The following is an 18,486-nucleotide window of genomic DNA, read 5'->3' as shown; positions in this document are numbered from 1 at the left end:
ATGCCCACCACACGCCTGACTGCGCTATCCCTGAAGGTCCGCGACCCGGACAAGCTTGCTGATTTCTACTGCAATATTCTGGGAATGCACCGGACCGAGACTGACGGTGCAACAGCGGTCGGGTACGGCGCCCCAGGTGCCGACCTTATTCTGGAGCCTTCCGACAAGGCGGGCATCTACAATCACCGGCAAAACGACCGCTACTGGAAGATTGCGCTCACCGTTCCGGATCTGGACCTAGCCTATACTCAGCTCACGGATCTCGGTCTGACGATTACGGCGCCGCACCAGTTTCGCGACATTGCCTACATGAGCCATATGTCCGACCCTGAAGGACACGTTATCGAGCTGATACAGCACAGTTTCGAGGGCAAGCCACACACGGCTATGGGAGATGCGAATTACCCCCTTGGTGGAGGAGCCCGGATCGGCCTGATCACGCTTCGGACAGACGATATCGAAACCGATATGGCACGTTGCCGGGACGAGTTGGGAATGCGTTTCCTGTCCCGGCAGGCAGTTTCCGATCTCGGGTTTGATCTCTATTTTTTTGGCGTCACCGAAGAAACTCCTCCGAATCCGGACGTTAATGCGGTGGAGAACCGCGAATGGCTTTGGCAGCGGCCCTATACGGTTCTTGAATTCCAGCACAGGCTGAGCGGAACAATTTCTCTTCCGGAAGAAGGCTCGATCGGTGATGCCACCGTCCGAATGCAATTGGCAGACGGCAACGAGATAGGAATCCGATAAGGAACCGGACCGTTCACAACGCGGCTCCTTTGTGCCGGAAACGCTCCTCCTCAAACGGATAGCCATCGTGCTATGGGCGGCGATACTGCCAAGACTTTTTCAGATCTTGCATGCGGAGCCTGTCAGGTCTACTCATTGACGCCCTACGCTCTTTCAGGAAACTGCCAGTCCGCGATGAATTCGGGCCTTCGTCACCAAGCTTGGTCCACCTTCCAGAACCGTCCGATTTAAGCAATCGGTCCCTCGTCGCCAATCTGGGATAGAACCCTTTTGCGCCTGCTGATCAGCTGAAAGCGCATTTTCGAACAAACAGGTTTCGTTTCCGGACGAGCGTATTGAACTCTGGCTTTAGAACATCGGTCTGAAAGACTGTTCCCGGTCATGTTCGACGCCGTTTAGTGCTTCGACACCTGTATTCGAAATTGGAATAACCGCGATGAAAATCACCAAACTGACCACCTACATCGTTCCGCCGCGCTGGTGTTTCCTGAAAATCGAGACCGACGAAGGTCTTGTCGGCTGGGGCGAACCTGTGCTGGAAGGCAAGGCCCTGGCTGTCGAGGCAATGGTACATGAATTGAGCGATTACCTGATCGGCAAGGACCCGCGCCTGATCGAAGATCACTGGAACGTCATGTACCGGGGCGGTTTCTATCGTGGTGGCGGTGTCCATATGTCGGCGATTTCCGGCATCGACCAGGCTCTGTGGGACATCAAGGGCAAGGCGGCAGGTTTGCCTGTTCATGCGCTGCTTGGCGGTAAATGCCGCGACAAGATCAAGGTCTATTCCTGGATCGGCGGCGACCGCCCTTCCGACGTTGCCGAAAATGCCAGGGACGTCATGAAGCGCGGCTTCAAGGCCATCAAGCTGAATGGCTGCGAGGAAATGCAGATTGTTGACAGCAATACAAAGATTGATGCGGCCGTCGCCACGATTGCAACCATTCGCGAGGCCGTCGGTTACGAGCTCGGCATCGGTGTTGACTTTCACGGCCGCGTTCAAAAGCCGATGGCAAAGGTTCTGGCCAAGGAACTCGAGCAATACCGGCTGATGTTCATCGAAGAGCCGGTCCTGTCGGAAAACAAGGAAGCCCTCAGGGACATTGTCAATCACACCGCAACGCCGATTGCACTCGGTGAACGCCTATATTCCCGCTGGGATTTCAAGTCGGTGCTGCAGGACGGTTACGTCGACATCATCCAGCCTGACCTGTCCCATGCCGGTGGCATTACCGAGTGCCGCAAGATTGCAACCATGGCCGAGGCTTATGACGTTGCCCTTGCCCCCCACTGCCCTCTCGGACCGATCGCCCTTGCCGCCTGCCTTCAGGTCGACGCGGTGTCGCATAATGCCTTCATTCAGGAACAGTCTCTCGGCATTCACTACAATTCCTCCAACGACATCCTCGACTACATCTCCAACAAGGGTGTCTTTGGCTATGAAGACGGCTTTGTCAGCATTCCGGACGGCCCGGGTCTGGGGGTAGAGATAGACGAGGAATATGTGAAGGAGCGGGCAAAGACAGGTCACCGCTGGCGCAACCCGGTCTGGCGGCACGAGGACGGCTCGGTTGCCGAGTGGTAGAGCAAATCAGGCGCGGGACTGGTGAGATCGCTCTCTGGTCTCGGAAGCCTTGGCAGTTGACCCAAAAGAAAAGGCCCGCCAAGAGGCGGGCCCTTCCGAGAACTGTATTCGACGGCAAATTACCGCGAATAGAACTCGACCACCAGGTTCGGTTCCATCTGTACCGGGTACGGTACGTCAGAGAAGCCCGGAACGCGGGAGTAAGTTGCGGTCATTTTTCCGTGGTCGACGTCGACGTAATCCGGAACGTCACGCTCAGCGGACTGGACAGCTTCCAGAACCAGAGCGAGCTGCTTGGACTTTTCACGAACTTCGATGACATCGCCCGGACGCAGCTGATAGCTCGGGATGTTCACGCGCTTGCCGTTGACCTTGATGTGGCCGTGGTTGATGAACTGACGAGCAGCAAACACGGTCGGGACAAACTTGGCGCGGTAGATGATCGCGTCGAGGCGGCGCTCCAGCAGGCCGATCAGGTTTTCAGAAGTATCGCCTTTCAGACGGGAAGCTTCTGCATAGACCTTGCGGAACTGCTTTTCGGAAATGTTGCCGTAGTAGCCTTTCAGCTTCTGCTTTGCGCGGAGCTGAATACCGAAGTCGGACAGTTTGCCTTTACGGCGCTGACCGTGCTGGCCAGGACCGTATTCACGCTTGTTGGCCGGGCTCTTCGGACGACCCCAGATGTTTTCGCCCATCCGGCGGTCGATTTTGTACTTAACGCTATGGCGCTTTGACATATCGCGGTTTCCTTTGAATTCGCGTTGTTTTTCTAAAAAGGAAACGCGCCCTCCTTTATCGTCACCGCTCGCGCAAACGAACGGATCGGATCGACAGGGACCCAGCTAGACGGCGCCGGCTGAATGCCCACGGGTGCGTAGATCCGGAAGACAAATGCCCGCCGGACCGCGCGGACATACCGTCTGCCTCTCAAAAAGTCAACTTTGAGCGTGGTTGAGACGTCGAAAATCCTGCTTTCGCCGAAGGTTCCCCCATCGCACCGCTCACATGCAGTCAGCTGAGACCACCGGACGGGACACGTCCGTCCTGTCTCAGTAGGAACTGCATTCGTGTTCCCTGTACTCCCTAAGCGTTGTGAAGCAGCAGTTTTGGCCCAATGTCGATTCGTTTTTGCTCAGAAGAATGCCAAAAAAACTGCCACAGCAACTTCAAGGAGAAGCCCACAGATCAAGCAGCTTATTGTTTAACTTTCGTACAAACTGCACAAAACGATAAAGTACACACCAAAATTCCAAGGGATTTCAAGGAAATTGAAAATATTGAAGAAGGATTTTGCAGACTATCTACGAACAAATTAGTCGATTTCTGCATCACAACAACAGCGAATTCGAATACGGGAAAATACCTATATCCTGGAGTAGGACTTGCCTATTCTTGCGTTCTCCTTGCACAAATCGCCGCACTAGATGACCTTACGTTCACAAAGCGCAGAAAATAATGCATACATTTAGAAATTTTTAATTGCAGGTTTTCACTATGCAATCGCCGTTACAACCATAGCGAATAATAGCAGTGACGGCAGTGATCACGAGACCCCATCACAAACCGGACGTTTGGAAGCCGCACGCGGTGAATAGGATCAGGCATGTCAGCAAATTGTACTGCAGCTTTGGGGAGCGACTCGGACGCCACCGACATACGATGGCACTCGCCTGATCATGTTCTCCAGATGCTCGACTACGCTCTGCAGCCGATCGTCGACATCGGGACCGGCGTTGTTTACGGGTACGAAGCGAAAATTCGCCCCACGGAAACAGCAGGTGATCACGCTCCTGAAACCCTGATTGAAACGGCTCATCAAAACGGTTTTCTGCCGGAACTTGAATGCAGCCTTTTGCGCAAGGCGCTCCAAAGGTTCAAAGACTTGCGGATTGCCCAGGGGACAAAGCTTTACTTCAAGCTTGACGGCAGGGATCTTGGCCAGGAAAACGACCCGCGCATGGGTTTGAACGCCCTGGTTCTCGAAACCGGATTGCAGGTCAACCAGATTTGCCTCGAATTTTCCGAACGGCATCGGCAAACCTTCACGGATGTCACCCATCATGCGATCAACGATCTCAGGCAGTTCGGCTTTCTCGTCGCTCTGGATGATTTTGGCCGCGGCTCTTCAGAACTGAAGCTTTTGCATGATGTTTCGCCCGACTACGTCAAGATCGACCGGTTCTTCCTGAACGGTGTCGATTGCGATCCCAGGCGCAAGCTGTTCGTCACAACGGTTGCCAATCTGGCACATGTTCTTGGCGCACGCGTTGTTGCAGAAGGTGTCGAAACAGAGAGAGAGTTCAAGGCGTGCCGCGAAGCAGGCTGTGACCTGATCCAGGGTTTCTTCATCGCTCAACCATTTCAGAAAGCGACCAGCGCCAAGCTCTTTTACGATCATGTCCGCGCACCCGGAACCGGCCGTAAGCGACGCGAAGAGCAGGATCGCATTCGCAACGAACTCATGGATCTGCCGACCATCCGTTTCGACGCGTCCATGAACGAGCTGCTGGACATGGTCGTGCACAATCAGGACGGCAATGTCATCCCGGTTCTGGACGCCAATCGCGAACCGCGCGGCCTGATCCATGAACGCGACCTGAAGGCTTATCTTTACGCCGGCGGTCCTGATGACGCCGATGCAAAAGCAGCCCTCGATTTCCCGCTACGGTCCTTCGTTCGCGCCTGCCCGATCGCAGACATCGACTCCAACGCCGACATGTTGCTGGTGACCTTTGCCTCCTCGATCAACTCGGACGGTATCATCATCACCGAGAATTTCCGCTACGCCGGCTTTTTGTCAGCAACTTCTCTTCTGAAGATCATTCACGAGAAACGGTTGCAGGAAGCACAGGACCAGAACCCGCTCACGCGGCTGCCAGGCAACGGTGCGATCACACGCTTTATCTCGGATATGGCGAAACGGAGCTCACAGGACCGCCACTTGTGTTACCTGGACTTCGACAACTTCAAGCCCTTCAACGACACTTACGGTTTCCGCCAGGGGGACCGGGCGATCATTCTGTTCAGCGAATTGCTGCAGCGGCACATCTCCGGCACCGGCACGTTTTTCGGCCATATCGGCGGCGATGACTTTTTTGCCGGATTTCACAACACGGACCAGACCGATGCCGCCGCCCGCATGCTGGCACTGAAGCGGGCTTTCCGGCTGGATGTGGAAAGCTTTTACGAACCGGAGCACAGGGAACGTGGCTATATTGAAGCGCAGGACCGTTTCGGCACGACACGGCAGTTTCCGCTTTTGCAGTGCTCCATTTCAATTCTGAGCCTGCCCAAGGGCATGACCATCCATCCGGACAAACTCAATGACGAGATCATGCAGTTGAAGTTGGCTGCGAAGAAGTCAGATGACGGTCTGGTGGTGAAAAGTCTCGCCGCCTAGCGCTTGATCAATTGCAGGCCAAACCCTGCGAGAAGCCTTTCCAGACCGCGATCTTGCGGATTTGACGTAAACAACGCTTCATCCGGAGCCTCTGCCGGACCTCTTGCCTCTTTGTTTTCCAGGACCCGCACCAATTGTCGTGCGATCGCCTCTGCCGGATCCAGCCAGTCGACCGGCCAGGGAGCAATCTTGCGAAAACGGTTGGCGAGAAACGGATAGTGGGTGCAGGCTAGCACCACGATATCCGTGCGCCTGCCCTCCTGCTCCAGAAAACACCCGGCAATTTCCTGCCCCAGTTCCTCGTCGGAGACCGCCTCGCCACGAAGATGTTTTTCGGCAAGCTCCGCCAGCGCGTCGGATCCGACCAGTCGCACATGGCATTGGCTGGCAAAGCTGTCGATGAGACTGCGTGTGTAGGTGCGCCGAACGGTTCCAGGTGTCGCCAACACCGAAATCAATCCGGAAGACGTCTGCTCCGCGGCCGGTTTAATGGCTGGAACAGTTCCGACGAAAGGAACCTCGGGGTGAGCCGCGCGCAAAGCTTCACCAGCCAGGGTGAAAGCCGTGTTGCAGGCAATCACGACCGCCTTCGGGCGATAGGTTCCGATGAGTTCCTCAAAGAGCCTCAGAAGACGGTTTCTAAGTTCGCTCTCCTGCCAACGGCCGATTGGAAATGCGGCATCGTCGGCAACATAGAGCAACGGCTCATACGGCAGCAGATAACGAGCCTCGCGCAGAACCGTAAGCCCACCCAGACCAGAATCGAATATCAGAACCGGTCGTGATGGGCTCATCATGTCACCTCACTCCTGATTGTCAGGTGTGCCACGCTCCTTGCGCGGCCGGGTTTCACGTTTTTCCAGAGATGCCACGACACCTCGCAATGCACGCACTTCCTGCTCGGTAAGCTCCGCCTTCTGGAAAATGTTGCGCAGCGTCCGGACCATATGCGGCCGCCGCTCCGGCGGCCGGAAAAATGTTGCCTTGTCCAGGGCACCTTCAAGATGCTCGAAAAAACGCAAGAGATCATCTTTCTGCGCGGGCGGATGCTCTTCCTCTGACAAGATGAACGGCAAGGCTCCCGAAGAGGCAGTCTTGCGCCATTCGTAGGAGCAGACAAGCACTGCCTGCGCGATGTTGAGTGAGGCAAAATCGGGATCGACAGGCAAAGTCACGATCTCGTCGGCAAGAGCGACTTCTTCATTGTTCAGCCCCCAGCGCTCGCGTCCGAAGAGATAGCCGGTCGCGCTTCCCTTCTCGCCAAGTTCGACAGCTTTTCTGGCGGCCTCGTCCGGCCCGCGTACCGGCTTCGGCACTTCTCGGGAGCGCGCGGTCGTCGCGTAGACGAATTGCAGGTCCGCAATGGCGTCTTCAACGCTCTCGAATACCTGCACCTTGTCGATGACGTGATCCGCCCGGCTGGCAGCCGCACGCGCCTTTTCGCTTGGCCAGCCATCGCGCGGATTGACGATCCTGAGGTCCACCAGACCGAAATTGGCCATGGCCCGGGCCGCGGTGCCGATATTCTCGCCAAGCTGAGGCTCGCACAGGATCACCGCGGGCGGCTTTGCCGTGATCGCGCGGGCTTCTTCTCTGATTTTTGCATTCTTGCTCATGAAGCCGGGGTGTAGCTGTTTCTCACGGGATTGAAAAGTTGCTTGGGGTGGATTTCCTTGTTCACCAGACCTTCCGATCAGGCCTTCGGCATTTCCCGCACGGGAATGATGGCCTGGGTTCTGTCAAACCCCTTGAGTTCGAACAGCGTTCCCTTGTCTCTGGATACTCCTACAAGATCAGCGACCTTTCCGGACACGACGGTTTGACCATTGACCAGAACTGCCGAGGACAGCAAACGGGCCGCCAGATTGACCGTCGGACCAATCGCGGTAAAGTCCAGACGATCGGATGCCCCTATGTTTCCGTATTGCAGAGGACCAATATGAACAGCCGCCCGGAACGGCGGCGAGCTTTCGGTAAAAACCGGTTCATCCTGTCCGCCAGATGCCTTCGCCAAGGCCCTCAGTGCGCGTTTACAGGCAGCTTTCTCGCCGATCTCTTCGGTGATCGGGAAGATGGCAAGAAGACCGTCCCCCATGAACTTCAATATCTCGCCGCCTTCTTCAACGATGGGAGGCACAAGGCTGTCATAGAACCTGTTGAGACGCGCAAGAACCTGTTCGGCGGTTGCCGAATTGGAAAAGCGTGTAAAAGCAACCAGATCCGCGAAGACCACACAGGCGGAAATTTCTTCGATATCGCCGCGGTGAACCCGGCCTGATAGAATACGATGACCGCTGTCGCGACCGACATAGGCCGACAGCAAATTGGCTGCGTTCAACCGCAACATATAGGTTTCGGTCAGTCTGGCGAGCGGCAACCGGATGCGCTCCAGCGCAGACATCATCTCATCATCAAAACCTCCATCCGCCCTGGTCGCCCAACTGACGAGATGGGTTTCTCCGGTGGTGAAGAAGAGCGGCTGGACCACATAGTCCGTGACACCCTCATCCCGGAATTGCTTGAGAATGAGGAAATCGTCCGGACAGTCCGGGTCGCACAATCTGCGCCGCAGCATCTTGCCGGTTTTCAGAACCGTCGGCAGCGGATTGTCGTGGTATTCGGCACCGTCAAATGCAGCCATATCCGCGTCCGACATGTCGACGCCCTCGCCTGCCAACCAGCGTATCCGCCGGCCCTGCAGGTTGGGATGAAGCGTATAGATGAAAAGCGCAAACCTCTCGACCGGCACACCGGCAGCCACCAGGCGGCCGCAGATCCCCGTCACAATCTCCCGCGCATCCGCACTCGGCCGTGCCCCGTCGAGCATCCACCAGAACAGATCGTCCAGTTTTGGGGTGTCGATCAAGTCAGATCTCCGTGCCCGGCAAGCAGAGGGTTTCACACCCATTCTAGCCAAGCTTGCTGCCCGAGTGAAAGTGAGCTTGGAGCAACCACAGAATTCAGAGACGTGAACGGATGGGGTGCGGGATACTGGATCCCGGATCTCCGCTTCGCTGCGTTCGGGATGACAATCTACGTGAACACCAACACCTCTTGAACATTTCAATCAAAATCTCGGTCTCGCGATATCAACGAAATGATGCCCAATACTTCTGCCTTGTCATCCCTGCGCAGGCAGGGATCCAGTACTCACAGAACACAGAAGCCTGGCTCGAAACTCACTGCATACTGGAAACTGGATCAGAGACCTCCGCTCTGCTGCGTCCAGGATGACAATCTATGTGAAAACCGGCACTTCGTGAACTATTCGAGCAGAGTATCTGTCTCTCAATATCAACCGATATGATGCCCGATACTTCTGCCTTGTCATCCCTGCTCAGGCAGGGATCCAGTATTCAAAGAACGCAGAAGCCCGGTTCGAAACTCAACCGCATACTGGATCCCGGACCTCCGCTTCGCTGCGTCCGGGATGACAACCGGGTTATGAAAGCTTTGAATAGAGATCGTCCCAATCGGGATTGCGCTTTTCGATCAGGCTGACCTTCCAGGCACGTTTCCAACGCTTGATCCGTTTCTCCCGTTGAATTGCCTGTTCGATTTCCTCGTGAACCTCGTAATACACCAGTCGATGAACACCATATTTTGCGGTGAACTCACTGCCTCTTCCATCGCGGTGCTCGAAAACACGTTTAAGCAGGTTATTGGTAACACCCACATAGAGTGTCCCTCCGAGGCCGCTGGCTAGAATGTAGACGAAATACTGCTGATCGAGATGCACATTAGCCTTTCAACACGAAACTGAAGAAGACAAACACTACTCCAGATTGTCACTCTTACAAAGGTAGTATCCAATAGTCACAAAATGCGGAGACCTATTTCGAAACGCAGCAGCATACTGAAACTCGGGTCTCCACTCCGCGGCGTCCATGATCACAACTTGTCTGAAGACCAAACCCCGGAGAGCTTTTCGAGCAGGTTAGCAGCGAAGCTAACTGAATGATGCCCCACACTCCTGCCTTGTCATCCCTGCGCAGGCAGGGATCCAGTACTCACAGCGCACATAGGCTTGGTTCGGAACTCAACCGCATACTGGATCCCGGACCTCCGCTTCGCTGCGTCCGGGATGACAACCGGGTTATGAAAGCTTTGAATAGAGATCGTCCCAATCGGGATTGCGCTTTTCGATCAGGCTGACCTTCCAGGCGCGTTTCCAACACTTGAGCCTCCCCCTCCCCAATTGCCTTTTCCCCCGCGTTTGCTAAAACGCCGTCAACTTCCTGCCGATACGTCCTTTGAAGGGCTGGCAATTGATTGCGTACAATTGTATACGCATCACGAAATCCCGTCCGGGGGCGCCTCCCTGCCCTCACCGACCACACTTCGAACGCTAGGAAATGTGAGAGTTATGGCCGATATCATCTACACCAAGGTCGACGAAGCACCGGAACTGGCAAGCGCCTCGTTCCTGCCGATCATCCGCTCCTTCACCAAGGCAGCCGGGCTGACCATCGGAACAAGGGACATTTCTCTCGCGGGCCGCATTCTGGCGAATTTCCCGGAATACCTGACTGACGAGCAGAAGCAGTCTGACGACCTGGCTGAACTAGGCCAGATGGTGAAGCAGCCTGATGCCAACGTCATCAAACTGCCGAACATTTCCGCTTCCCAACCGCAGCTGAATGCGGCCATCAAGGAACTGCAGTCCCAGGGCTACAAGCTTCCGGACTATCCGGCAGAGCCGAAGACGGACGAAGAAAAGACCGTCAAGGTAAAGTACGACGCCATCAAGGGGTCCGCGGTGAACCCGGTTCTGCGCGAAGGCAACTCAGACCGCCGCGCGCCGAAAGCCGTCAAGGAATACGCCAAGAAGAATCCGCACCGCATGGGTGAATGGGTGTCTTCTTCCAAGACCCACGTTGCCACCATGGGCGAGAACGACTTCCGCTCCAACGAGAAGTCGCTGACCGTCCCGGCTGAATCCACTGGAACCGCCAAGATTGAATTCGACGCCAAAGGCGGTGACCTCACCGTTCTCAAGGCTGACTGGCCGCTGGAAGAAGGCGACGTCATCGACGCCACCTACATGAGCGTGAAAGCCCTTTCCGCGTTCCTGGAAAAGGAAATCCAGGACGCGAAGGATCAGGGTATCCTGTTTTCGCTGCATATGAAGGCGACCATGATGAAGGTCTCCGACCCGATCATCTTCGGTCACTGCGTCAGAGTTTTCCTGAAGGATGTCTTCGAAAAGCATGCAGCCACTTTTGCGCAGCTGGGTGTCAACCCGGATCTCGGCATCGGTGACCTTGAAGCGAAAGTCGCAACCCTGCCTGCCGGCAAGAAAGAAGAAGTCGAAGCCGACATCAGGGCAGCGCTGGACAATGGCCCGGCCATGTACATGGTGAATTCCGACAAGGGCATCACCAACCTGCATGTCTCTTCCGACGTCATCATCGACGCCTCCATGCCGGCGCTGATCCGTGCCGGCGGCAAGGGCTGGGGCCCGGACGGCAATGAAGCCGACGCAAAGTGCGTTATTCCGGACAGTTCCTATGCAGGTGTCTACTCCGCCGTTATCGACTTCTGCCGTGAATATGGTGCTCTCGATCCGGCCAAGATGGGCACCGTGCCGAATGTCGGCCTGATGGCTCAAAAGGCCGAGGAATACGGCTCGCATCCGCAGACCTTCAAGGCACCTGCCGACGGTACCATCCGTATCGTTGATGAAGCCGGCAACACGCTGCTTGAGCACGAAGTGGAAGAAGGCGACATCTGGCGTGCATGCCGCACCAAGGACGCGCCGATCCGCGACTGGGTGAAGCTCGGCGTCACCCGTTCGCGCCTGTCCGGCATGCCGGGCGTCTTCTGGCTCAACGAAGACCGTGCGCATGACGCGGAACTGATCAAAAAGGTCAAGACTTACCTGCCGGAGCACGACACCTCCGGTCTCGATCTGCAGATCATGGCTCCGACAGATGCTGCCAAATACTCCACCGAGCGTATCGCCCGTGGTGAAGACACCATCTCCATCACCGGCAACGTTCTGCGTGACTACCTAACCGATCTTTATCCGATCCTGGAAGTCGGTACCTCTGCAAAAATGCTTTCCATCGTGCCGCTGATGAACGGCGGTGGTCTGTTTGAAACAGGTGCCGGTGGCTCTGCGCCGAAGCACGTGCAGCAGCTGCAGGAAGAAAACTACCTGCGTTGGGATTCCCTCGGCGAGTTCTGCGCCCTCGGCGCATCGCTGGAGCACCTTGCCAACGTCAAGGGCAACAAGAAGGCCCAGGTTATTGCCGACGCACTCGACAAGGCCATCGAAGGTCTGCTCGACAATGACAAGTCCCCGGCCCGCAAGGTCGGCGGTCTCGACAACCGCGGCAGCCACTTCTACATCGCCCTTTACTGGGCACAGGCTCTGGCGGCACAAGATGATGACGCGGATCTGAAAGCCCAGTTCGCACCGATCGCCGAAGCCCTGTCCTCCAACGAAGACAAGATCGTGGGTGAACTCAACGGTGTTCAGGGATCTCCGGCTGATACCGGCGGCTACTATCATGCCCCACAGGCCAAGGTCGATGCCGTCATGCGCCCAAGCGCAACACTGAATGGTATTATCGGATAAGACCGACGAACATGCGATCCGAAAAGGGCGGCATTTGCCGCCCTTTTTTGCGACAATGAACGTAATGAAAGAGCATTGAGCGTCGGCACACGTTCAGCGAGCCTCAGCAGACACCAAATCTGACAGGACGAAATGCGTCACTGCTCAGCCGGCAAACTCGCTCCGGTACGTCTCAACTGCCCGGGTGTCAGATTGAACTGACGCTTGAATGCCCGGTTGAAGGCGGCTTCCGAGTTGTAGCCGATGTTCTCGGCGATATCGATCAGCGGCAGATCCGTATCCCTGATTTCCCTCCGCGCCTGTTCCATCCGCCAATGAGTGACATAGGCAAGCGGGGTCATGCCGACGAGATCCGTGAATCGTTCGGCAAAGACCGTACGGGACATGCCTGCCTCACGAGCGAGCGTTTCCACCGTCCAGGGTTTTTCCGGCGCCAAATGGATCTGAGACATGCTGCGTCCCAACTTCGGATTGAGAACCGCTGCCAGACATCCGGCCTTGTCGCCTTCCTGGTCGACAAACGTGCGCACCACCTGAATGAAGATGATCTCTGTCAACCGATGAATGATCGCATCGGATCCCGGCATGGTCGCGCGTACCTCGCTGGCCACAAAGCGCATCACCGCCTCCAGCCAGAACGCGTTCATGGTCTGGGTGTTCGGAACATGAATGACGTTTGGAAGCGCCTTCAGGATCGGGTGCACGGATCCGTCCTCAAACTCGAAATGGCCACAGAACAGCTTGCAACTCTGTTCTTCTTCCGGGCCTCCGAAAAAGAGCGCACCTTCGCCGTTGTAACCGGTCTGCTGCAGAACCTGATCCACGGAAGTTGCCTCCCGTCCAAGCTCGTCACACAGAACATGTGCAGCGCCATGTGGAATGACAACCAAATCACCCGTGGCGAGAAATATGGGTTTGGAATGTCCCTCGACCGCCAACCAGCAGGAACCGCGCATGGCCATGTGAAATCGGGCCACATTGCCGAAGGCTGGCACCTGCACCGCCCAGGGCGGAGAGAAATTGGTGTGAAAATAGATCGATCCGCGCAGTTTCAGCGCATCCAGGATCTGACTTAGTGCGTCGTGTTTCATGCTCTTCCAACATCAACGGGGCGGATAGCAGAGTTTTGTAAGTGAATTCCCCGACATGCAAGCCTCCCGGACGATCAGTCAATTTTCAGGGACTTTCGTGCATAGATCAAACGGAGTGATCGGAACATCTTTCTCCTCGAGAGGCAACGGCCTCCTGTTACTCAAACCTGAGGAGTTAAGAAATGAACATCCGCTTCGTCACAAAAACCATACATGCCTATCTGGACTATCCCGTCGCCCTGGGCCTGATCGCACTTCCCATGCTGCTCAATCTTGGTCAGTCGAACCCTCTGGCCTTCTGGCTGTCGGTCACTACCGGGATCGCTGCCTTGATCCTGACCGTGCTGACCGATCATGAAACAGGTCTCATTCGCGTGGTGCCCTATTCGTTTCATCTGGTTGTCGACTTCGCCGTCGGCGTCGTTTTCCTGGCTGCCCCCTTTGTTCTCGGTTTCTCGGGAATTGATTTTGCCTACTACATCGTGAACGCCCTCGCGGTTCTGACCGTTGTTTCGCTTCACAAGCCGGAAATGGCAGAAGCACAGGCAGCCTGATTCAACGCCAAGCCAGTCTTATTGCGCCGTAGATCATCTGCGAGCACTCAAAAAACACCGGTCACTGGCCGGTGTTTTTCTTTGAGTACCTATCCGGACGATCTGCAAATTCTGGAGGAGTTTCGCGCATGGAGAAAACGGATTTTCGGACGCAAAGTATCCGCAGCTGGTCACCAAGCCAGCAGCTTTCACCAAGACCCGAACATGGAGAATTTCAATGACCCTGACGAAAACCCTCGTAGCTGCCGCTCTCTTGAGCATGGCGAGCATGTCCAGTCCGGCTTTCGCTGCAGACGAGTACAACACCTCAAGCGGCCTCACTGCAGCCGGTGCCCCGCTCGGCCTGCATGGGGTTGATCCTGTCGCCTTCGTCAATCTGGGCAACCGCATCGACGGTACGGCTCGTCACACGGCAGTTCACGATGGTGTCGCCTACTACTTTGCCTCCAAGGAAACGATGGACAAGTTCACTGCCAATCCGGCGGCGTACCTGCCCCAAAACGGCGGTTTCTGCACCTTCGGCGTTTCCGTCGGCAAGAAATTTGACGGCGACCCGCAATACGCGGCGATTGTTGATGACAAGTTGTATCTCTTCCTGAACGAAGAGATCTTCCGTGAATTCCAGAAAGATGAAGCCGGTACCATCGCAAAGGCAGCAGAGAACTGGAAGCAGATCCGCACCACAGCCGCCAAGGATCTCTAACGCTTCCAGTCAAAGATCAGTCTCGCTTTTCAATCCGCCCCCCAATGAAACCGAGCTGATCCGGACTTGCTGCACCGGGCGCGCACGAGTTGCGCGCCCGTCTTTGTTTGAAAGAGCCAGAGCCAAAGCTTCCGCCTTTGTCTTGCGGTCCCAACACCGCAATCGCCAAGTGGCGCTGGAACGTCTGACCGCCAGGTTTCTGTTACAGCAGCAGGAAAATCGGACCCGGGAGCGGACCGCGCAAAACCGGATGCACAAGCGGCTGGAACGCGGCAATCCTGCCCGGGTGTTCAAAGGAGAGCGTTTTTCGGAAATCGCATGAACGGCGCTCGAGCCCGACGGCAGCAGAATTGCCTCATTTCTCGAGCAGTGAGAATATCTCGGTCATCCCGCCAAAATCGGGCACCGGATACTTGCCGACGGAAGTGAGTTCCTTTGGATGTGCACCGTGGAACTGTGGCGAGGCGAGCACGGAAAGACCCAGCAGCTTGGTAAGGGACTCGATACGTGTAACCTGGTTGGCCGAATGGCCGGTCACGGTCATATCCAGGCGGTTTTCCGTCCCGACATTTCCGAGGATCACCTCACCAAGGTGCAAGCCAATTCCGAAGTAGAATTCCGCCGTGACATCGAACTGATCACGGTGGAGGTCTGCAGCTTTGGACAGGGAAGTCACCGCCGCCGACAAGGCCAATGAGCACGCTTGCGTTTCGTTGTCGCCATCAACCGGGAAAATGGACATAACGCCGTCACCGATCAGTTTCAGGACTTCTCCGCCATGCTCGATCACGGAGCCTGCAGTGCAGTCGAAGTAGTTGTTCAACAACTCAAGATACTTGTCGGACGGCAAACTGGCGGAAAGTCTCGTCGACCCTCTCAGGTCACTGTACCATAGCGCGCACTTTATCCTGTTGCCGTCGCCGCGTTCGGTCATTCCGGCCAGGATATTCTGTGCGGGCAGGTTTCCGACATAGGCTTCCAGCAATTTGGCGGAAAGCATCTCTTCCGTGGTCGTTTTGAGAAACAGGGCAAAAGGACGCCAGAACGACCTGAGACCTTCGATCTCTGTTTCGGAAAAACCACCGCTTCGCTTTGTGGCAAATGACCCGTAGACGCCTTCGGCATCGGGCGTGAAGTCCAACCAGGTCAGGTGGCGTCCGTAGGTCTGCTTCAAAAGAATGTAATCGGTGTATCCCTTTGCAAAGAGTTCTTCCAGAACGGGAAATCTGGATCGCTCCCGGGGGTCCTCAAGACAGTAGCGTTCGTACACCGAGGTTCCCCGGGCCATGGTGCCGACGGGTCTTTCGATGTTGTCCGGTCTGACCAGGACGGACTTGGGAACGAAGATCGTTTCGCAGTGGCCGGTGTCCTGTTCCCACGTGGAATCGACGGCGCCCATGATCTGATGGGATTGAAACGTGGAGCAATTGATCCTTTGTACGGAAAATCCAAGATCTTGCAGTCTGTCTGCGAATGCGATCACGGTCTCGCCGATCGGACGTTCAAGCAATGCACATTCGACGAACCAATCAGAGATTTCCAAACGCGTGCTGCCAGATGACGCCATTGCCGCCATACCTTTGTACCAGTCTGCGGCACATCAGTTTCTACTGAAGGGGCCTCTGGACCTGCAGTGAAAATTGCCGGAACAATTTTCGATCCCAGCCCCCGACAAACCTTAACTTACGTCAGATCACCTCGAACACCAATCCAACAAACTTCCCGGGTGACGCTGGCAGCGTGCAACCGATAAGCTTCCCGAGCCAGCAAGCTTTGACCAACTGCTGCCATTGCCTGGAGGGTTTGTTCAATGGACTTCGTTGCAACCGGGCCGACCCAACCGGTGGCGGAAATGGATACCATCTCCGGATCGGCCTGTTTGCGCCCGGAAAATCATTTGCTTTCGCAATGCATTGCTCCAGCAAAAAGGGCGGCCAAATGGCCGCCCTTTCCTTACTTCGTTTCCCGAAAAACTCAGGCAGCAGCCTCATGCAGGCGGCTTTCGAAGGCGATTGTCTTGGTGAACGGAGCCATCGTCTTGGCTGCAGCCAGAACGGCAAGGTCCAAAAGCGGCTCAGCCACGACGACCAGCATGTAGGCAGCCCCGAAGGAACCGATGGAAGCCATGTTCTCAGCGCCAAAGCCCTGGCCGTAGAAGGCCCAAAAGGCCACCCAGGCAACGATGCCCCCCTGATAGGTCGTGGACAGAGCCAGCGCCTGTTTGTAGGACACGTCCACATAAGCGGTTTTTTCAGGGATGATCTTCTTGGCCAGCAAGCTGACGGCCCAGAGCGGAACGATCAACGTGGTGACGTTGATGCCGTATTGCGGCAGATCGAACGGCGCAAACAGAAAGCCCTGAAGACCCAGGCCAACAGCAAGGCCAATGGCAGCAGGACCAGCTCCGAACATCAGGAACAGGGTCGCGCCAAGAATGAAGTGTACTTCGGAAACGCCAACCGGGTAATGCGGCAGCACTTCAAAGAAGGCAAACACCAGAAGCGAGGTGATGACGGAACGCACAGCAAGGCTGGCAATGCCGCTCTTGCGTACCGTATCAAGTGCCATTTTTCCGAGAAGACCGAAGGAAGCCGCGGCTGTGCCGTAGCTGAGTACGATTTTTGCACCGTCCACGATGCCGGGTTCAATATGCATTTTTTCTCCTTTGCGCACCCTCCGTGCGCGTGCAGGTTACAAACTGGCTGATAAGGCCGTTTCGGATGGCAGGTTTCCTGGCTTACGGGTCCCGGCTCCGCCCGCCTTCCCGATCTCTCGCAAGATCAGTGGCTTTCGGGCTTTGCTCACCGTTCACAGTTGCGGGGGCAGCCACGGTTTTGGTCCCTGTTGGGTACGCCTCACCGTGTTCCCATTTCATCCGCCTCTTCAGTTGATTTGGCGAAACCATCGCATCGAATGAAATTGCCGTTTTTGCATAAGCACTGCAAGCACAATTTCGCCTTAAACCGTCTGAATGCGACACCGGGGTTCTTTTTCTACGCACCAGCACACTTGATCGTGGCGGCATTTTGCAAAACACGCTGATTGCAGGGGACCGGTGTCATTCATCACAAACCGTTCCGTCGAAAGAAAACAGACCATTTCTTTCTGAACATTCGACACGCATAGCGAGCACTTTCAAGAGCAAAACGAAGCCGAATGACGAACAAAAAACCTTGCTCAAGGCGATTGAAATCGGAAAATCTTAACGGACTCCAAAGGTAATTCTAACGCAATATCAATAACTCAACGGAGATTGTAGTATTCACGAGTTTTATTAAAATTTTCATCATTTAGGCTATTTAAGATATACACTTGCACAACTTGCCTTATATAGTAATCTTAAATAACTTTGAAACAGTTCGAGAGACTTCGCAATGCCTTATACGAAATTGGGAACGTTAATCGCTGGAATAGTATTTGTTCTCGGTTGCATTCAATTCGCAATTGGTTTCGGTGTTTCCGTGGGCCTTGTCTCTGAACCGCGCCCAGGCTTGTTTCTTGGAACGTCAACAAGCGCCGAAGCAATCGATAGCGGCATCCTGAAGATACTGGCTGCTGTTGCTTTCGGGGTCATTACCGAAATCAGCCAGTCGGTCGCCAAGTAAACTTTGAACGGGCGCCCAGATGCGCAAGTGCTGTTCCTGGGCGCCATTGATCCGGTATGAGAGCCGTTCATTCCGCGGCCTCCGTTGAATCTGCCGTCAAAGGTTCTCTGTGAAGGAATTGGGTCGGATCGCCCGATTTGGTGAAATTCAAGCAGTGTCCGTCTCTCATCCGGCTGTAACAAAAAAGCGGAACAGTCCTTAACATCACTCGTTTG

At 55.5% G+C, this 18,486-nt stretch carries 15 protein-coding genes and 1 riboswitch; of the genes, 7 read left to right on the top strand and 8 right to left on the bottom strand.

Going from position 1 to position 18,486, the window contains the following annotated elements:
* Together ABLQ08_RS18970 and dgoD are read left to right on the top strand one after the other, a co-directional pair.
* Positions 1-750 carry a VOC family protein gene (locus ABLQ08_RS18970; RefSeq protein ID WP_352945139.1) on the top strand — a complete coding sequence of 250 codons (750 nt, stop codon included), beginning with the start codon at positions 1-3 and terminating at the stop codon, positions 748-750.
* Positions 751-1,186: 436 nt separating this feature from the next.
* The gene (gene dgoD, locus ABLQ08_RS18965) at positions 1,187-2,335 is read left to right on the top strand and encodes a galactonate dehydratase (RefSeq protein WP_352945137.1); all 1,149 of its coding nucleotides are present in this window, start codon (positions 1,187-1,189) and stop codon (positions 2,333-2,335) included.
* Positions 2,336-2,454: 119 nt separating this feature from the next.
* On the opposite strand, the gene rpsD is transcribed toward dgoD, so the two are convergent.
* Positions 2,455-3,072, bottom strand: coding sequence for a 30S ribosomal protein S4 (gene rpsD / locus ABLQ08_RS18960; protein ID WP_352945135.1), 618 nt, complete (start codon positions 3,070-3,072; stop codon positions 2,455-2,457).
* Positions 3,073-3,938: 866 nt separating this feature from the next.
* Between rpsD and ABLQ08_RS18955 the strand changes: the two genes are divergently transcribed.
* Positions 3,939-5,735 (top strand): EAL domain-containing protein, encoded by a 1,797-nt coding sequence (locus tag ABLQ08_RS18955; RefSeq protein ID WP_352945133.1) that lies wholly within the window; start codon positions 3,939-3,941, stop codon positions 5,733-5,735.
* On the opposite strand, the gene murI is transcribed toward ABLQ08_RS18955, so the two are convergent.
* The 4 genes from murI to ABLQ08_RS18935 form a co-directional block, all read right to left on the bottom strand.
* The gene (gene murI, locus ABLQ08_RS18950) at positions 5,732-6,529 is read right to left on the bottom strand and encodes a glutamate racemase (RefSeq protein WP_352945592.1); all 798 of its coding nucleotides are present in this window, start codon (positions 6,527-6,529) and stop codon (positions 5,732-5,734) included. The two genes, ABLQ08_RS18955 and murI, sit on opposite strands and share 4 nt — an antisense overlap.
* A gap of 9 nt (positions 6,530-6,538) precedes the next feature.
* Entirely contained in the window at positions 6,539-7,351 is an 813-nt protein-coding gene (locus ABLQ08_RS18945) for an RNA methyltransferase (RefSeq protein WP_352945131.1), read from the bottom strand.
* 77 nt (positions 7,352-7,428) lie between these two features.
* Complete coding sequence (locus ABLQ08_RS18940; RefSeq protein WP_352945129.1) at positions 7,429-8,601, bottom strand: adenylate/guanylate cyclase domain-containing protein; 1,173 nt, start codon at positions 8,599-8,601, stop codon at positions 7,429-7,431.
* Positions 8,602-9,177: 576 nt separating this feature from the next.
* Positions 9,178-9,474, bottom strand: coding sequence for a GIY-YIG nuclease family protein (locus ABLQ08_RS18935; protein WP_352945127.1), 297 nt, complete (start codon positions 9,472-9,474; stop codon positions 9,178-9,180).
* 627 nt (positions 9,475-10,101) lie between these two features.
* Here ABLQ08_RS18935 and ABLQ08_RS18930 point away from each other — a divergent pair.
* Positions 10,102-12,318, top strand: a complete 2,217-nt coding sequence (locus ABLQ08_RS18930) for an NADP-dependent isocitrate dehydrogenase (protein ID WP_425328983.1) — start codon at positions 10,102-10,104, stop codon at positions 12,316-12,318.
* 137 nt (positions 12,319-12,455) lie between these two features.
* On the opposite strand, the gene ABLQ08_RS18925 is transcribed toward ABLQ08_RS18930, so the two are convergent.
* Positions 12,456-13,409: an AraC family transcriptional regulator gene (locus ABLQ08_RS18925; RefSeq protein WP_352945123.1), complete on the bottom strand. Its 954-nt coding sequence runs from the start codon at positions 13,407-13,409 to the stop codon at positions 12,456-12,458.
* Between the two features lie 182 nt (positions 13,410-13,591).
* Between ABLQ08_RS18925 and ABLQ08_RS18920 the strand changes: the two genes are divergently transcribed.
* Positions 13,592-13,963, top strand: coding sequence for an SPW repeat domain-containing protein (locus tag ABLQ08_RS18920; protein ID WP_352945121.1), 372 nt, complete (start codon positions 13,592-13,594; stop codon positions 13,961-13,963).
* Positions 13,964-14,180: 217 nt separating this feature from the next.
* Positions 14,181-14,666, top strand: a complete 486-nt coding sequence (locus ABLQ08_RS18915) for a YHS domain-containing (seleno)protein (RefSeq protein ID WP_352945119.1) — start codon at positions 14,181-14,183, stop codon at positions 14,664-14,666.
* A gap of 355 nt (positions 14,667-15,021) precedes the next feature.
* Here ABLQ08_RS18915 and ABLQ08_RS18910 read toward each other — a convergent pair whose 3' ends face one another.
* Complete coding sequence (locus ABLQ08_RS18910) at positions 15,022-16,233, bottom strand: adenylate/guanylate cyclase domain-containing protein (RefSeq protein ID WP_352945118.1); 1,212 nt, start codon at positions 16,231-16,233, stop codon at positions 15,022-15,024.
* Positions 16,234-16,640: 407 nt separating this feature from the next.
* Positions 16,641-17,321 (bottom strand): energy-coupling factor ABC transporter permease, encoded by a 681-nt coding sequence (locus ABLQ08_RS18905; RefSeq protein ID WP_352945116.1) that lies wholly within the window; start codon positions 17,319-17,321, stop codon positions 16,641-16,643.
* A 50-nt stretch (positions 17,322-17,371) separates the two neighbouring features.
* Positions 17,372-17,586: riboswitch (cobalamin riboswitch) on the bottom strand.
* 454 nt (positions 17,587-18,040) lie between these two features.
* Here ABLQ08_RS18905 and ABLQ08_RS18900 point away from each other — a divergent pair.
* Positions 18,041-18,271 carry a hypothetical protein gene (locus tag ABLQ08_RS18900; RefSeq protein ID WP_352945114.1) on the top strand — a complete coding sequence of 77 codons (231 nt, stop codon included), beginning with the start codon at positions 18,041-18,043 and terminating at the stop codon, positions 18,269-18,271.
* The last annotated feature ends 215 nt before the right edge of the window (positions 18,272-18,486 follow it).

This window comes from Roseibium sp. SCP14 (assembly GCF_040329475.1).
GTDB lineage: Bacteria > Pseudomonadota > Alphaproteobacteria > Rhizobiales > Stappiaceae > Roseibium.
This window is presented reverse-complemented; position numbering and strand designations above follow the sequence as displayed.

Excerpts from the sequence above, each read along its gene's own strand:
- ABLQ08_RS18970 (WP_352945139.1), top strand. The coding sequence starts at position 1 with ATGCCCACCACACGCCTGACTGCGCTATCCCTGAAGGTCCGCGACCCG.
- dgoD (WP_352945137.1), top strand. The coding sequence starts at position 1,187 with ATGAAAATCACCAAACTGACCACCTACATCGTTCCGCCGCGCTGGTGT.
- rpsD (WP_352945135.1), bottom strand. The coding sequence starts at position 3,072 with ATGTCAAAGCGCCATAGCGTTAAGTACAAAATCGACCGCCGGATGGGC.
- ABLQ08_RS18955 (WP_352945133.1), top strand. The coding sequence starts at position 3,939 with ATGTCAGCAAATTGTACTGCAGCTTTGGGGAGCGACTCGGACGCCACC.
- murI (WP_352945592.1), bottom strand. The coding sequence starts at position 6,529 with ATGAGCCCATCACGACCGGTTCTGATATTCGATTCTGGTCTGGGTGGG.
- ABLQ08_RS18945 (WP_352945131.1), bottom strand. The coding sequence starts at position 7,351 with ATGAGCAAGAATGCAAAAATCAGAGAAGAAGCCCGCGCGATCACGGCA.
- ABLQ08_RS18930 (WP_425328983.1), top strand. The coding sequence starts at position 10,102 with ATGGCCGATATCATCTACACCAAGGTCGACGAAGCACCGGAACTGGCA.
- ABLQ08_RS18925 (WP_352945123.1), bottom strand. The coding sequence starts at position 13,409 with ATGAAACACGACGCACTAAGTCAGATCCTGGATGCGCTGAAACTGCGC.
- ABLQ08_RS18920 (WP_352945121.1), top strand. The coding sequence starts at position 13,592 with ATGAACATCCGCTTCGTCACAAAAACCATACATGCCTATCTGGACTAT.
- ABLQ08_RS18915 (WP_352945119.1), top strand. The coding sequence starts at position 14,181 with ATGACCCTGACGAAAACCCTCGTAGCTGCCGCTCTCTTGAGCATGGCG.
- ABLQ08_RS18910 (WP_352945118.1), bottom strand. The coding sequence starts at position 16,233 with ATGGCGTCATCTGGCAGCACGCGTTTGGAAATCTCTGATTGGTTCGTC.
- ABLQ08_RS18905 (WP_352945116.1), bottom strand. The coding sequence starts at position 17,321 with ATGCATATTGAACCCGGCATCGTGGACGGTGCAAAAATCGTACTCAGC.
- ABLQ08_RS18900 (WP_352945114.1), top strand. The coding sequence starts at position 18,041 with ATGCCTTATACGAAATTGGGAACGTTAATCGCTGGAATAGTATTTGTT.